We start from the raw sequence: 15,179 nt of genomic DNA on the forward strand, positions 1-15,179 counted from the left end.
CTCTCCGCCCCCGGACCCCCGCTCCTCAAACGCCGGAGGGGCTGGAAATCGGCGGGGCTCGGCGTGAGCCAGAGGGTTGCCAGGGGTGGGAGCTTCAGGGTGAGGCTTGTGGGGTGGCCGTGGCCTGGGTCGGCGGATGGTTTGAGTGGGTCGCGGGTTGTTACGTCGCTGCCGCCGTAGCGTGCGTCGTCCGTGTTGAGGGTTTCGTGCCAGGTCGGTACGGAGTCGGGGACACCCAGGCGGTATTCGTGGCGGACCACCGGGGAGAAGTTCGAGACCGACAGGAGCGGGGTGCCGTCGGACGCGTGGCGGAGGAAGGCGAAGACGTTGTCCTCCGATGCGTCGCCGGCGATCCAGGAGAAGCCGGCCGGGTCGGTGTCCTGTTCCCAGAGGGCGGGGGACTCGCGGTACAGCGTGTTGAGGTCCCGTACGAGGTCGCGGACGCCGCGGTGGTCGGGCTCGGCGGCGTACGCGGGGTCGAGGAGCCACCAGTCGGGGCCGTGGGCTTCGGACCATTCGGCGCCTTGTGCGAATTCCTGGCCCATGAAGAGGAGTTGTTTGCCGGGGTGGGCCCACATAAAGGCGAGGTAGGCGCGGTGGTTGGCGCGTTGTTGCCACCAGTCGCCGGGCATTTTGGAGACGAGTGAGCGTTTGCCGTGGACGACTTCGTCGTGGGAGATGGGCAGGACGTAGTTCTCGCTGTAGGCGTACACCATGGAGAACGTCATCTCGTTGTGGTGGAACTTGCGGTGTACGGGTTCGTGGCTCATGTAGTCGAGGGAGTCGTGCATCCAGCCCATGTTCCATTTGAGGCCGAAGCCGAGGCCGCCGAAGCCTGTCGGGCCTTCGTGGTGGGTGGCGCGGGTGACGCCGTCCCAGGCCGTCGACTCCTCGGCGATGGTGACCACGCCGGGTACCTGCCGGTAGAGGGTGGCGTTCATTTCCTGGAGGAAGGCGACGGCGTCGAGGTTTTCGCGACCGCCGAACCGGTTCGGGGTCCACTGGCCGTTTTCGCGGGAGTAGTCGAGGTAGAGCATGGAGGCGACGGCGTCGACGCGCAGGCCGTCGATGTGGAATTCCTGGCACCAGTAGAGGGCGTTGGCGACGAGGAAGTTGCGGACTTCTTTGCGGCCGTAGTCGAATTCGAGGGTGCCCCAGTCGGGGTGTGCGGCGCGCAGGGGGTCTTCGTGTTCGTAGAGGGGTTTGCCGTCGAATTCGGCCAGGGCCCAGTCGTCGCGGGGGAAGTGGGCGGGGACCCAGTCCATGAGGACGCCGATGCCGGCCTGGTGGAGGGTGTCGATGAGGTGTTTGAAGTCGTCGGGGGTGCCCAGGCGGGCGGTGGGGGCGTAGAAGCCGGTGACCTGGTAGCCCCAGGAGCCGCCGAAGGGGTGTTCGGCCACGGGCAGGAACTCGACGTGGGTGAAGCCCAAGTCCGATACGTAGGTGGGGAGTTGGTCGGCGAGTTGGCGGTAGGTGAGGCCGGGGCGCCAGGACGGCAGGTGCACCTCGTATGCCGAGAACGGTGAGGCGTGGACGGGGTGGGCGGCGCGGTGCTCCAGCCAGGCCTCGTCCTGCCACGTGTAGTGCGAGGCGTGGATGACGGAGGAGTTGGCCGGGGGCTCCTCTGTGCGCGTGGCGAGCGGGTCGGCGCGCATCGTCTTGCTGCCGTCGGGGCGGGTGATCTCGAATTTGTAGAGTTCGCCCTCGCCGATGTCGGGGACGAAGAGTTCCCAGATGCCCGATGAGCCGAGCGAGCGCATGGTGTGGGCGGCGCCGTCCCAGTAGTTGAAGGTGCCGACGATGCGGATGCCCCGGGCGTTGGGCGCCCACACCGTGAAGCGGGTGCCCTGGATGCCCTGGTGCTGCATCGGGTGTGCGCCGAGTGCCGTCCAGAGCTGTTCGTGGCGGCCCTCGGCCATCAGGTGCAGGTCGAGGTCGCCGAGGGAGGGGAGGAGGGAGTAGGAGTCCGCGATCCGTTGGGTCGTCTCGGCGTACGTGATCTCCAGTTCGTACGCGGTTGGGATCTCGCGGAGTTGGAGCAGGGCGGTGAAGAATCCGTCGCCGTCGTCGTGGAGTTCGGCGTGCAGGCCCTCCGGGGTGGTGACGGATACGTGTTGGGCGTAGGGGCGCCAGGTGCGGATGGCGGTGCCGGTGGGGGTGGGGTGTGCGCCGAGCACTCCGTGGGGGTCGTGGTGGGTTGCGTGCAGCAGCCGTGTGCGGTCGTCCGGGGGGACGGGGGCCGGGGGTGTCGTCGGGCCGGGGGTCACGGTGGGGGCCTCCTTGGGTGCCTCGTGTGTGCGTGCGGGTCTCGTGTGGTGCCGTACTTGGAGGTCGCCCCCTCCTCCCCTTCCCGTCCCGGTCCTGGGGGCTGCGCCCCCTTGCCCCCCAAAAGATTGCGCAGTTCCCCGCGCCCCTTATCCAGCCAATCGGCTTAGTGCTGTCAACGGGACCTCGAGCCAGTCCGGCCTGTGGCGGGCCTCGTACAGGGCCTCGTAGATGGCCTTGTCCGTTTCGTAGGCGCGGAGGAGGAGTGGGGTGCTGCGGGGGTCGGTGCCCGTCACCTCCGCGTAGCCGGTGCAGTACGCGGTGCGGCAGGACAGGGACCAATCCGTACCCGGGTACGCGTAGTCGAAGGAGCGGAGCATGCCGGCGATGTCGCGGTGGACGGGGTGCGGCAGGCGGCGTTCCGGGAGGGGGCGGGACGGTTCGCCCTCGAAGTCGATCAGGTGCCAGTGGCCGGACGGCGAACGCAGGCACTGGCCCAGGTGCAGGTCGCCGTGGATCCGCTGGGCCTGCCAGGTGCGGCCGTCGGTGCCGAGCCGGGCGAGCGCGTCGAAGGTGGAGCGTAAGCCGGGTACGTGGGGGAGGAGTGCGGGGACCTGTCGGGCCGTCGTCTCCAGGCGGCGCGTCATCGACTCGGCGAGCTGCTCGGTGTGGGCGCGCGTGTACGTGACCGTGGGCAGCGCGCGGGCCAGGGCCGTGTGCACCTCGGCGGTGGCGCGGCCGAGATCGCGGGCCTGAGCGGTGAAGTCCTGCTGGTTGGTGACGTGCTTGAGGGCGAGGTCCCAGCCGTCGGCCGCGCCTCTGAGGAAGGGCTGGAGGATGCCGAGGGTCGCGGGTTCGGCGGGGTGCGTACCGGCCGTCTCGAACCAGGCGACCGGCGCCGGCACTCGGTCGCAGCCCTCGCGGGCCAGGGCCAGCGGGAGTTCGAGGTCGGGGTTGAGGCCGGGGGCGACCCGGCGGAACAGCTTGGCGATGAGCGTATCGCCGTACACGACCGAGGAGTTGGACTGCTCCGCCGTAAGGGGGCGGGGCGCGAGGTCGCGTGGGACCTCGCCGTGCGGGCCGCGGTGGAAGCGGAGGGCGCCGAGCGCGCCGGGTATTCGGAGCCGTTCCAGGAGGACCGCGCTGTGGCGCGGGTCCTGGAGCGCCTCGTACGCGGTGCGTCCCGCGAGCGGGCCGCGCGTGATGTGGCCGATCACCGCGGGCGCGAGGTGCGGTGCCGGGGCCTCGGTGGTGCCGATGAGCAGTTGGTAGCGGTCGCCGGTCCCCTCCTCGTCGGCCGGTGGCTGGTGGGCGCGGACGAGGAGGTGCAACAGGGCGGCGTCCGGCAGCAGTTCGGTGACGGCGTCCAGGGTGAAGCCGGTGACCGGGCGGCCCTTGCCGGCGAACCAGCGCTGGCGGGGCAGCCATTCACGCAGCAACGGATCGAGCGACATGAGCAGTTCGGATTCTCCGGCCGTCGGGGCGGCGGGCCGGGTTGCGGCTTCCGACATGGCGTCGTGTCCTTTCCCCGATGTATTTGTGGAGAGTGCCCAGGTGTGTCGGTGTCAGTCCTCGCGGAGTCGGTCGTCAGTCCTTGCGGAGACGGAACCAGTAGAAGCCGTGTCCCGCCAGTGTCAGGAGGTACGGCAGTTCGCCGATGGCCGGGAAACGCACCCCGCCGATCAGTTCCACCGGGTGTCGTCCGTTGAACGACTGGAGGTCCAGCTCGGTGGGCTGCGCGAAGCGGGAGAAGTTGTGCACGCACAGGACCAGGTCGTCCCCTCCGTCCTCGGTCGCGGGGGCCTCGCGCAGGAAGGCGAGTACCGCCGGGTTGGAGGAGGGGAGTTCGGTGTAGGAGCCGAGGCCGAAGGCGGGGTTCTGTTTGCGGATCTCGATCATGCGGCGGGTCCAGTGCAGCAGGGACGACGGGGAGGACATCGACGCCTCCACGTTGGTGACCTGGTAGCCGTAGACCGGATCCATGATCGTGGGCAGGAACAGCCTTCCCGGGTCGCTCGATGAGAAGCCGGCGTTGCGGTCCGGGGTCCACTGCATCGGCGTGCGGACGGCGTCGCGGTCGCCGAGCCAGATGTTGTCGCCCATGCCGATCTCGTCGCCGTAGTAGAGGATCGGCGTGCCGGGCAGCGACAGGAGGAGCGCGGTGAAGAGTTCGATCTGGTTGCGGTCGTTGTCCAGGAGGGTCGCGAGGCGGCGGCGGATGCCGATGTTGGCGCGCATCCGCGGGTCCTTGGCGTACTCCGCGTACATGTAGTCGCGTTCCTCGTCGGTGACCATCTCGAGGGTGAGCTCGTCGTGGTTGCGCAGGAAGATGCCCCACTGGCAGCCGTCCGGGATCGGTGGCGTCTTGGCGAGGATCTCCGAGACCGGGTAGCGGGATTCGCGGCGGACCGCCATGAAGATCCTTGGCATCACCGGGAAGTGGAACGCCATGTGGCATTCGTCGCCGCCGGTGTCGGGTGCGCCGAAGTAGTCGACGACGTCCTCGGGCCACTGGTTGGCCTCCGCGAGCAGGACGACGTCGGGGTACTGGGCGTCGATCTCCTTGCGGACCCGTTTGAGGAAGGCGTGGGAGGCCGGGAGGTTCTCGCAGTTGGTGCCCTCCTCGGCGTACAGGTAGGGGACCGCGTCCAGGCGGAAGCCGTCGATGCCCAGGTCGAGCCAGAAGCGCAGGGCGGCCAGGATCTCCTCCTGGACGGCCGGGTTCTCGTAGTTGAGGTCGGGCTGGTGGGAGAAGAAGCGGTGCCAGAAGTACTGCTTGCGGACCGGGTCGAAGGTCCAGTTCGAGGCCTCGGTGTCCACGAAGATGATCCGGGCGTCCGCGTACTGCTTGTCGTCGTCGGCCCACACGTAGTAGTCGCCGTAGGGGCCTTCGGGATCGGAGCGCGACTGCTGGAACCACTCGTGCTGATCACTCGTGTGGTTCATGACGAAGTCGATGATCACGCGCATCCCGCGCTGGTGCGCCGCGTCCACGAACTCCACGAAGTCCGCCAGGTCGCCGAACTCGGGGAGCACCGAGGTGTAGTCCGAGACGTCGTAACCACCGTCCTTGAGCGGGGACTTGAAGAACGGCGGGAGCCAGAGGCAGTCGACGCCGAGCCACTGGAGGTAGTCCAGCTTCGCCGTGATGCCCTTCAGATCTCCGACGCCGTCGCCGTTGCTGTCCTGGAAGGAACGGACCAGCACTTCGTAGAAGACCGCGCGCTTGAACCAATCCGGGTCCCGGTCCTTCGCAGGGGTGTCCTCGAAGGTGTCCGGGACGGGCTCATTCATCATCATGGTGTGGGTGACCCTCCGAATCCCATGTCCCGTCCGTGCCGGTGAGTTCATCGCGGCGTGGACGGTGACGGGAGGACGAGGATGTGCGCGGGCGTGCGGCCCGGCTCTAGGCGCACATAGTTCGTCCTGCTCCAGTGATAGGTGTCGCCGGTGAGTTCGTCGCGCACCGGCACGGATGCGTGCCAGTCGAGCCCCAGGCGTGGCATGTCCAACGACACTGTCGCCTCCTGGGTGTGGTGCGGGTCGAGGTTCACGACCACCAGAACCGTGTTCGAGCCCTGTGCGGTGGTGGCGGTCTTCGAGTACACGAGCACCGCGTCCTGATCGGCCTCGTGGAAGTGCACGTCGCGCAGGGTGCGCAGCGCCGGGTTGCGGCGCCGGATCGCGTTCAGCGCGGTGATCAGCGGGGCGATCGTGCGGCCCTCCCGCTCGGCCGACTCCCAGTCCCGCGGGCGGAGTTGATACTTCTCGGAGTGGAGATACTCCTCGCTCCCCGCCCGCAGCGGGGTGTTCTCGCACAGTTCGTACCCGCTGTAGACACCCCAGGTGGGCGAGAGCGTCGCGGCGAGCACGGCACGCAGCTCGAACGCGGGACGGCCGCCGTCCTGCAAGAACGCGTGCAGGATGTCCGGGGTGTTCACGAAGAAGTTCGGACGCATGTACGCGGCCGACTCCCCGGCCAACTCGCGGGCGTAAGCGGTGAGTTCCTGCTTCGAATTGCGCCAGGTGAAGTACGTGTACGACTGCTGGAAGCCGACCGCCGCCAGAGTGTGCATCATCGCGGGCCGGGTGAACGCCTCCGCCAGGAAGATCACGTCCGGGTCGCTGCCGTTGATGTCCGCGATCACCTGCTCCCAGAAGACCACCGGCTTGGTGTGCGGATTGTCGACCCGGAAGATCCGCACCCCGTGCCCCATCCACAGCCGCAGGATCCGGACCGTCTCCGCGATCAGGCCCGGCATGTCCTGGTCGAAGGCGAGCGGGAAGATGTCCTGGTACTTCTTCGGCGGATTCTCCGCATACGCGATCGTGCCGTCCGCACGGTGCTGGAACCAGTCCGGATGCTTCTGCACCCACGGATGATCCGGCGAGCACTGCAACGCGAAGTCGAGGGCCACCTCCATGCCCAACTCCCGCGCCCGGTCCACGAAATGGTCGAAGTCCTCGAAGGTGCCCAGGTCCGGATGGAGCGCGTCGTGACCGCCCTCGTGCGAACCGATCGCCCATGGCACCCCCACGTCATCCGGGCCGGGCGACAGCGAGTTGTTCGGCCCCTTGCGGAACGTGCTGCCGATGGGGTGCACGGGCGGCAGATACACCACGTCGAAGCCCATCGCCGCAATGGCCGGAAGCCGCCGCGCCGCCGTACGGAACGTCCCACTCACCGGCCGCACGCCCGGCTTCACGACGGCACCCTCGGACCGCGGGAAGAACTCGTACCAGGACCCGAACAACGCCCGCTCCCGCTCCACCATGAGCGGCAACTTCCCGCTGCGCGTGACGAGTTCGCGCAGAGGGTGGCGGGCGAGGGCCCGCTGGACCTCGGGGGCGAGCGCCGCGGCGAGCCGGGTGGGGGCCGCGCGTGTGGTGTCGCGGAGTGCGGCAGCGGCCCGCGCGACCGCTTCGCGCAGCGGCGCGGGGACGCTCTTCGCGGCGCGTTCGTGGAGCAACGCGCCCTCCTCCAGGACGAGTTCGGTGTCGATGCCCGCCGGGATCTTGACCTTCGCGGTGTGCCGCCACGTCGCCACGGGGTCGCCCCACGCCTCGACCCGGTAGGTCCAGCGCCCTGCCGCGTCCGGGGTGACCTCGGCGCCCCAGCGGTCGGTGCCGGGGGCCAGCTCGCGCATCGGTGTCCAGGGGCCCGGCTCGCCGTCCGGGCCGCGCAGCACGACGTTCGCGGCGACGGCGTCGTGCCCCTCGCGGAACACGGTGGCCGTGACCAGGAAGGTCTCGCCGACCACGGCCTTTGCGGGGCGTCGGCCGTGCTCGACGACGGGGCGTACGTCGCGGATCGGGATGCGGCCCGTGGTGGCCCGCGGTTTGGGGGGCGTACGAGGTGAGCGAGGCGTACGGGACGTGCGCGAGGCGTGCGAAGGGGATCGCTTTGCGGGCATGACCGCTCCTGTCCGCGGGGGATCGGGGGTGCGGAAACGAGATTCGGGGAGAGGGCCGTGCGGTGAAGCCGTGCGGCGTACCGGTGGAGCCTTCCACGCTCCATCGACGGGCAATCCGTGTAGTACCAAGTACTCGCCACTACTGGCGCGTAAGGGAACACATAAGACCGGTCCCGCCGAAAACGACGGGACCGGGTCATGAACTCACCTCCTCCTACGGGTTGTTGACCTGAAGCAGCTTGTTGGGTGAGCCGAGTCCCGCGCCCGTCACCTTGCCGGTCGCGGCACGTTCGGTCAGTGCCTTGCTCACCTCGGCGGGCGACGCCGTCGCGTGGTCGGCGAGGTACAGCGCGGCCGCGCCCGCGACGTGCGGTGACGCCATGGACGTGCCGGAGAAGGTGGCCTTCCCCGAGTCGCTCATGTACGAGGCGGACGTGATGTCCACGCCGGGGGCGAACAGGTCGAGGCGAGTACCCCAATTGGAGAAGCTCGCACGCGCGTCCTTCTTGTCGCTCGCGCCGACGGTGATCGCTTCCTTGACGCGGGCCGGCGAGTACAGCTCCGCGGGCATGTTGTCGTTGCCCGCGGCCACCGTGTAGGTGACGCCGGAGGCGATGGAGTTCCGTACGGCGGCGTCGAGTTGGGCGTTCGCGTAGCCGCCGAGGCTCAGGTTCGCCACGGCGGGCCGCTGGGCGTGCTTCGTCACCCAGTCGATGCCCGCGAGCACCTGTGCCGTCGTGCCGGACCCGTCGTTGTCGAGCACGCGCACGCCGACCACGTCGGCCTGTTTGGCGACGCCGTACTGCTCGCCCGCGACGGTCCCGGCGACATGGGTGCCGTGCCCGTTGCCGTCCTGGGCGGTCGAGTCGTTGTCGACGAAGTCCCAGCCGCTCGTGGCCCGGCCGCCGAAGTCGCGGTGGGTGGCGCGGATGCCGGTGTCGATGACGTAGACGTGCACGCCGGCGCCCGCGGACTCGGGCCAGGTGTACGACTTGTCGAGCGGCAGATCGCTCTGGTCGATGCGGTCCAGGCCCCACGACGGCGGGTTCTTCTGGGTGTGTTCCATGGTGACCTGGGAGTCCTGGACGACCGACGCGACGTTGCCGTCGGCCGCCAGCCGCTTGGCCTGACCCGCGCCGAGGGTCACCGCGTAGCCGTTGAGCGCCCGGCTGTAGGTGTGGCGTATTTCCGCCCCGTACTTCTCCGCGAGGTCCTTGCCCGCGGTGGACGGGGCCTTCGTGTCCCCCTTCAGTGTCACTATGTAGCTGCCCGCTATGGCGCCCGGCTCCCCGGCGCCGAATATCCGTCCCTGTGCGGGGGCGGCGTCCGCGGGCAGCGTGATGGCCGAAAGCATCGCGACCGTGGCGACCGCGGTGAGCCCACCGGCCCAGCGCGTCCGTCGCTTTCGCGTCACTCGCACGGTCCCTGCCATGGATGAGTTCCCCTCCTCAACTCGGCGCGATGTCACGCCAATTGGCAGCCTCTCGTGTGGTGTGAAGCACCACAAGGAGGTACGAGGTGGCGGAATCGGCCATATCGGTCGTGAGGGATGTGCGTTTGAGTTGCGGCGTTTTTCGGTCTCCGTACGGGGTTTTCGGTCGGTCCCGCGGATCGCGCAATTCCCTGGCGTGGCGCACGGCGACGTCCGATGATGAAGCGGTGTCGATCATTCACCGCACCACACTCACGCCCACCAAGCTCGAACTCCTCGCCGACTGGCTGCCGAAGCAGCCCTGGTACCAGGGCACCGGTGCCCCGGAGCTGACCAAGGCCGGCGGGTTCCGGCTCGATGATCCGGCCGGGGAGGTCGGCCTCGAGTTCATGGCCGCGACGGATGTCTCGGGCCCCGAGCCGGTGACGTACCACGTGCCGATGGCCTACCGCGGGGCCCCACTGGAGGGCGCCGCGGACGACGCGCTCATCGGCACCCTGGAGCACGGCGTGCTCGGTGCGCGCTGGGTGTACGACGGGGCCAAGGACCCGCTGCTCGTAAGGGAGTTGACCGCCCTGCTGAAGGGCGAAGTGCGTGCGCACGCACAGAGCGTCGACGGGGCGCTCGACCCGACCGTGCACGCCCGGATCACCGCCGACGACGTACGGCCCGAGATCGTGCGCGTCCTGGAGGCCGGGGCGAAGGCTCCCGACGACGCCGTCGGCGAGGTGTCCGCCGAATGGGCCGCGGAGGACGAGCGGCGGGTCCGTGGGGTTTTCGTGGTGGTCCGTGCCGGCTGACGACCTCTGGGCGTTGCGTGCCTCTGGGTGATCATGAAATCTGACATCGTGGGCAGGTTGCCGATGACCTATGGCGGCAACTTCCCGTACCGACGTCCGAATGGTTTGGATGTGGTTTTTTGATCTGGGGGACAACACGCATGACAGCGACCCGACGTCCGCGACGGCTGGCACGCATCTTCACGGGAGCGGCCCTCACGGTGGGCGCGCTGCTCGGCGCCGCGGCCGCACCGGCCGCGGCCTACGACCCCAACCCCGACGCGGCGGTCACCTACCGGCAGGCCGCGGGCGGCAGCGTCGGCGCCGACGTGGCGCTGACGCAGAACGGTTCCCGCCTCGGTGAGGTGGAGTTCCAGCCGGAGACGCAGCAACTGCGGGTGTACGACACCCGCAACGACGGCGACACGTTCTACGTGCACGTCTCCTCCACGACGAACGGTGTCACGCACAACCTGGGCACGTACGCCGCACCCGGCAGCGAGGCTCCCGTGGACTTCCTCGTGAAGGACTTCCACCTGACCAGGGGCACCCCCGTCGACATCGAGGTGTACGACGACGCGGGACTCACCGACTACATCGGTGGGGCGCGCGGCACCGGTGCGGCCATCGCCTGACACCGGCCCCCGGGCCCGGAACGTACGGCGGTCGGGGCGCGCGCCGCGCGCGCCCCGACCGCCGTACGCGTTTCGGCGCCCTGTCCCGCGCCGTGGCCGGGCGGCTACCGTCGGGGGCACGACTCAGGCATCCGACGCGCAACCGCAGAGGTGAGCACGTGAAGGCCATTCGTCGATTCACCGTCCGCCCGGTCCTGCCCGAACCCCTCGCCCCGCTGCACGAGTTGGCGCGCAATCTCCGCTGGTCGTGGCATGCCGGGACCCGTGACCTGTTCGCCTCGGTGGACGCCGGTCGCTGGGCCGGAACCGGCGGTGATCCGCTGCGGCTGCTCGGCGGCGTACCGCCCGAGCGGCTCGCCCGGCTCGCGGGCGACGAGGAATTCCTCGCGAGGCTGAGCGGGGTCGCCGACGATCTGCGCGGCTATCTGCACGACGACCGCTGGTACCAGGAGCGGGCACGGCAGTCCCAACTCCCTTCCGGTATCGCCTACTTCTCGCCCGAGTTCGGCATCACGGCGGCGCTTCCGCAGTACTCGGGCGGCCTCGGGATCCTCGCCGGTGACCACCTCAAGGCCGCGAGCGACCTCGGGGCGCCGCTGATCGGCGTAGGGCTGCTGTACCGGCACGGCTACTTCCGGCAGTCGCTCTCGCGGGACGGCTGGCAGCAGGAGACGTACCCGGTCACCGACCCGAACGAGCTGCCGCTCGCCCTGCTGCGGGAGCCCGACGGCAGCCCCGTGCACCTCGCGCTCGCGCTGCCCGGCGGGCGGCGGCTGCTCGCGCGGGTGTGGCAGGCGCAGGTGGGGCGGGTGCCGCTGCTCCTTCTCGACTCGGACGTCGAGGAGAACGACGCCCGCGAACGGGATGTGACCGACCGGCTCTACGGCGGCGGCAGCGAGCACCGGCTGTTGCAGGAGATGCTGCTCGGGATCGGCGGGGTGCGCGCCGTACGCGCGTACTGCCGGCTCACCGGGCATCCGGCGCCCGAGGTCTTCCACACCAACGAGGGGCACGCCGGGTTCCTCGGTCTGGAACGGATCGCCGAACTCGCCGAGCAGGGCGCGGACTTCGACTCGGCGCTCGAAGCGGTGCGGGCGGGCGCCGTCTTCACCACGCACACCCCCGTCCCCGCCGGAATCGACCGCTTCGACCGGGAGCTCGTCGCCCGCCACTTCGGCGCGGCGGCCGAGCTGCCGGGTCTCGACGTGCAGCGCATCCTCGGCCTCGGCATGGAGACGTACGCGGGCGGCGACCCGAACGTCTTCAACATGGCGGTGATGGGGCTGCGGCTCGCGCAGCGCGCCAACGGCGTCTCCACGCTGCACGGGTCCGTCAGCCGGGACATGTTCGCCGGTCTTTGGCCGGGATTCGACGTCGAGGAGGTGCCGATCGCCTCCGTGACCAACGGCGTGCACGCCCCGACGTGGGTCGCCCCCGAGGTGTACCGGCTCGGCGCGCGGCAGATCGGGGAGCGGCGCACCGAGGACGCCCTGTCGGTCGGCGGCTCGGACCGCTGGGACGCCGTCGGCGAGATCCCCGACCGGGACATCTGGGAGCTGCGCGGCGAACTGCGCCGCCAGCTCGTCGACGAGGTGCGCGAGCGGCTCGCCGCCTCCTGGCGGCAGCGCGGCGCGGGCGCGGCCGAACTCGGCTGGATCGACGGCGTGTTGGACCCCGACGTGCTCACCATCGGCTTCGCCCGGCGCGTGCCCTCGTACAAGCGGCTCACGCTGATGCTGCGCGATCCGGACCGACTGATGCGGCTGCTGCTCGACGAGGAGCGGCCGATCCAGATCGTCGTCGCGGGCAAGGCGCACCCGGCGGACGACGGTGGCAAGCGGCTCGTGCAGGAGCTGGTGCGGTTCACCGACGACCCGAGGGTGCGGCACCGCATCGTCTTCCTGCCCGACTACGGGATGGCGATGGCGCAGAAGCTCTACCCCGGCTGCGACGTGTGGCTGAACAATCCGCTGCGCCCGCTGGAGGCCTGCGGCACGTCCGGCATGAAGGCGGCCCTCAACGGCTGCCTCAACCTGTCCGTCCTGGACGGTTGGTGGGACGAATGGTTCGCGCCCGACTACGGCTGGGCGATCCCGACGGCCGACGCTTCCCCAAGCTCTCAACTACGTTCGAGCAGGGGAGACCCCATCACCACCGACGAGCACCGGCGCGACGACCTGGAGGCGGCCGCGCTGTACGACCTCCTGGAGCGCAGGGTGACGCCGCGCTTCTACGAGCGGGGCCCCGAGGGGCTGCCCGACCGCTGGATCGAGATGGTCCGCCGGACCCTCACCCACCTCGGCCCGAAGCTCCTCGCGGGCCGCATGGTCCGCGCGTACGTGGACCAGCTGTACGCCCCGGCCGCCGCGTCGGCCCGCTCGCTGGACGCGGACGCCGCCCGGGACCTCGCCGCGTGGAAGGCACGGGTCCGCGCCGCCTGGCCGCGCGTCACGGTCGACCATGTGGAGGCCTCGACGGGAAGCACCGAACTGGGTGCCACCCTCGGCCTCCATGTCCGCGTCGCCCTCGGCGAGTTGGGGCCCGACGACGTCGAGGTGCAGGCCGTCGCGGGGCGCGTCGACACCGAGGACCGGATCACCGAACCGACGACGGTGCCGCTGAAGCCCGTCGGTGGCCCGGACGCCGAGGGCCGCTGGGCGTACGAGGGACCGCTCGCCCTCGACCGCAGTGGACCCTACGGCTACACCGTCCGGGTGCTGCCCGCGCATCCGCTGCTCGCTTCGGCGGCGGAGACGGGGCTCGTGACGGTGCCTTCGCAGGAAGCGGGCGAGGGCGGCGGGGTGTTGCTGCGGTGAGTCCTACGTGGCGGTGAGCGCTACTTGACGTTGACGCCCGACCAGGCGGCCGCCACGGCCTTGGACTCCGCCGAGTCCGCCCCGTACAGGTCCTTGGCGGCGTCCAGCGTGCCGGTGCGCGCCGCCGCGTAGTCGGTGTTCGACGTGAAGTACGTCGTCAGCGCCTTGAACCAGATCTGCTCGGCCTTGTCGCGGCCGATCCCGGTGACCGTGGAGCCGTCGGACGTCGGGGAGTCGTAGTCGACGCCGTTGATGGTCTTCTTGCCGCTGCCCTCGCTGAGCAGGTAGAAGAAGTGGTTCGCGATGCCCGACGAGTAGTGGACGTCGACGTCGCCCGCGTCCGACTTCCAGGCGTCGAGCGAGCTGCCGTCCTTGCTCGGCTTGTCCATGTAGCGCAGCGGGGTGCCGTCGCCGTTGATGTCGATCTGCTCGCCGATGAGGTAGTCGCCGACGTCCTTGCTGTTCTTGGCGTAGAACTCGACGGACGTGCCGAAGATGTCGGACGTCGCCTCGTTGAGGCCGCCGGACTCGCCGCTGTAGACGAGGTTCGCGGTCGCCGACGTGACGCCGTGGCTCATCTCGTGCGCGGCCACGTCGAGCGAGGTGAGGGGGTTCTTGTTGCCCTCGCCGTCGCCGTACGTCATGCAGAAGCAGCTGTCGTCCCAGAAGGCGTTGGAGTAGTCGTTGCCGTAGTGGACCCGCGAGTACGCGCCCTTGCCGTCGCCGTTGATTCCGCTGCGGCCGTGCACCGACTTGTAGTAGTCCCAGGTGACCTGTGCGCCGTAGGCGGCGTCGACGCCGGCGGTGGCCGCGTCGTTGTTCGTGCCGTCGCCCCACTTGTCGTCGGCGTCGGTGAACAGCGTGCCCTTGCCGGACTCGCCGTGCTCGAGGTCGTACGTGGAGTGGCCGCCGCGTTCGGCGTCCGTGAGGGAGAACTCGGAGCCGGAGCCGCTCGTCCCGATGTCGACGCTGCCGCTGTACTGGGACTCGCCCGTGCCGGTGCGGATCTCGTCGTACTCGAAGATCTTCTTGCCGGTCTTGGCGTCCGTGATGACGTGCAGCCGGCTCGGCGTGCCGTCCTTCTTCGTCGACGTGACGACCTTGTCGTACGCGAGTCTCGGGGTGCCGGAGGCGGCCCAGACGACCTTCCGGGCGCCGGACGGGGCGGCCTTGAGGGAGACGCCGCTGGTCGCCACGTCGATGGACTTGGACGTCGCGCGGGTGACGCCCTCCTGCTTGCCCGCCTTCGTCTCGTGGACGACGAGGTCGCCGCCGAGCACGGGGAGGCCGTCGTACGTGCGGTCGTAGCGGGTGTGGGTCGTGCCGTCGCGGTCCTCGACCACGTCGCGGACGACGAGCTTCTCCTTGGAGCCGAGCTTCAACTCCTTCGCCGTGGCCGAGAGCGTGGAGGTGTCGGCGGCGGCGCCGGTCGTGCCGAGCGAGCCGGCCAGCAGCGCGCCGGCGGCAACTGCCGTGGCGACGGCAAGCGTTGTGCGGCGGGTCGTGTGGCGGGATATGTGGCCAGATGCGTGGGGAGTCACGAAGAAAGCTCCTTGTGTGATGTGGGGGGTGAGCTTTGCCGTGCGGGTAGTACGGGTTGTGCGGGAAGACTGTGGCAGTTGATGACCGGGAATGTCATGTACGTGATCGGAGTTTGGCCGGAATTCGTTCGTTGAGCGAAAACTGACGGTCGCATTGCGAACAACGCATGAACGAGCGCGCCGCGCCGGGGAGTTGAACCCCGGCCCGGGCCGGCCACTGGGTGGGGTGCGGTGGTCGTGGACGTCAGAATTGAACAGGTGTTTTAACCCGTGTACTGAGGGGCGAGGTGCTAGGCC

The 15,179-nt window shown here is 69.6% G+C and carries 9 protein-coding genes; 3 read left to right on the forward strand and 6 right to left on the reverse strand.

What is annotated here, in order from left to right; genetic code table 11:
* The 5 genes from glgB to ABT004_RS32730 all read right to left on the reverse strand — a co-directional run.
* Positions 1-2,267, reverse strand: a 2,267-nt coding sequence (glgB, locus tag ABT004_RS32710; RefSeq protein ID WP_351344125.1) for a 1,4-alpha-glucan branching enzyme, incomplete at its 3' end; no start/stop codon positions are given.
* Positions 2,268-2,414: 147 nt separating this feature from the next.
* On the reverse strand, positions 2,415-3,776 hold the full coding sequence (locus tag ABT004_RS32715; protein WP_351344128.1) for a maltokinase N-terminal cap-like domain-containing protein: 1,362 nt from the start codon (positions 3,774-3,776) through the stop codon (positions 2,415-2,417).
* Between the two features lie 76 nt (positions 3,777-3,852).
* Positions 3,853-5,565: a maltose alpha-D-glucosyltransferase gene (gene treS / locus ABT004_RS32720; RefSeq protein WP_351344131.1), complete on the reverse strand. Its 1,713-nt coding sequence runs from the start codon at positions 5,563-5,565 to the stop codon at positions 3,853-3,855.
* A gap of 47 nt (positions 5,566-5,612) precedes the next feature.
* Entirely contained in the window at positions 5,613-7,679 is a 2,067-nt protein-coding gene (locus ABT004_RS32725) for an alpha-1,4-glucan--maltose-1-phosphate maltosyltransferase (protein WP_351344134.1), read from the reverse strand.
* A gap of 214 nt (positions 7,680-7,893) precedes the next feature.
* Positions 7,894-9,111, reverse strand: coding sequence for a S8 family peptidase (locus ABT004_RS32730; RefSeq protein WP_351344137.1), 1,218 nt, complete (start codon positions 9,109-9,111; stop codon positions 7,894-7,896).
* Between the two features lie 227 nt (positions 9,112-9,338).
* Between ABT004_RS32730 and ABT004_RS32735 the strand changes: the two genes are divergently transcribed.
* The 3 genes from ABT004_RS32735 to glgP all read left to right on the forward strand — a co-directional run bounded on the left by ABT004_RS32735 (position 9,339) and on the right by glgP (position 13,341).
* Positions 9,339-9,911, forward strand: coding sequence for a maltokinase N-terminal cap-like domain-containing protein (locus ABT004_RS32735; protein ID WP_351344140.1), 573 nt, complete (start codon positions 9,339-9,341; stop codon positions 9,909-9,911).
* Between the two features lie 140 nt (positions 9,912-10,051).
* Positions 10,052-10,525: a hypothetical protein gene (locus tag ABT004_RS32740; protein WP_351344143.1), complete on the forward strand. Its 474-nt coding sequence runs from the start codon at positions 10,052-10,054 to the stop codon at positions 10,523-10,525.
* Between the two features lie 158 nt (positions 10,526-10,683).
* Complete coding sequence (gene glgP / locus ABT004_RS32745; protein ID WP_351344146.1) at positions 10,684-13,341, forward strand: alpha-glucan family phosphorylase; 2,658 nt, start codon at positions 10,684-10,686, stop codon at positions 13,339-13,341.
* 20 nt (positions 13,342-13,361) lie between these two features.
* Here the strand turns inward: glgP and ABT004_RS32750 are convergent, their stop codons facing one another.
* Positions 13,362-14,882 (reverse strand): M4 family metallopeptidase, encoded by a 1,521-nt coding sequence (locus ABT004_RS32750; RefSeq protein ID WP_451193734.1) that lies wholly within the window; start codon positions 14,880-14,882, stop codon positions 13,362-13,364.
* Positions 14,883-15,179: the final 297 nt, after the last annotated feature.

Origin of the sequence: Streptomyces sp. NPDC002790, assembly GCF_040295505.1 — a bacterium.
Lineage (GTDB): Bacteria > Actinomycetota > Actinomycetes > Streptomycetales > Streptomycetaceae > Streptomyces.

What these genes read in the sequence shown, in the direction of transcription:
- ABT004_RS32740 (WP_351344143.1), top strand. Translation starts at nt 10,052, where the DNA reads ATGACAGCGACCCGACGTCCGCGACGGCTGGCACGCATCTTCACGGGA.
- ABT004_RS32730 (WP_351344137.1), bottom strand. Translation starts at nt 9,111, where the DNA reads ATGGCAGGGACCGTGCGAGTGACGCGAAAGCGACGGACGCGCTGGGCC.
- treS (WP_351344131.1), bottom strand. Translation starts at nt 5,565, where the DNA reads ATGATGATGAATGAGCCCGTCCCGGACACCTTCGAGGACACCCCTGCG.
- ABT004_RS32725 (WP_351344134.1), bottom strand. Translation starts at nt 7,679, where the DNA reads ATGCCCGCAAAGCGATCCCCTTCGCACGCCTCGCGCACGTCCCGTACG.
- ABT004_RS32715 (WP_351344128.1), bottom strand. Translation starts at nt 3,776, where the DNA reads ATGTCGGAAGCCGCAACCCGGCCCGCCGCCCCGACGGCCGGAGAATCC.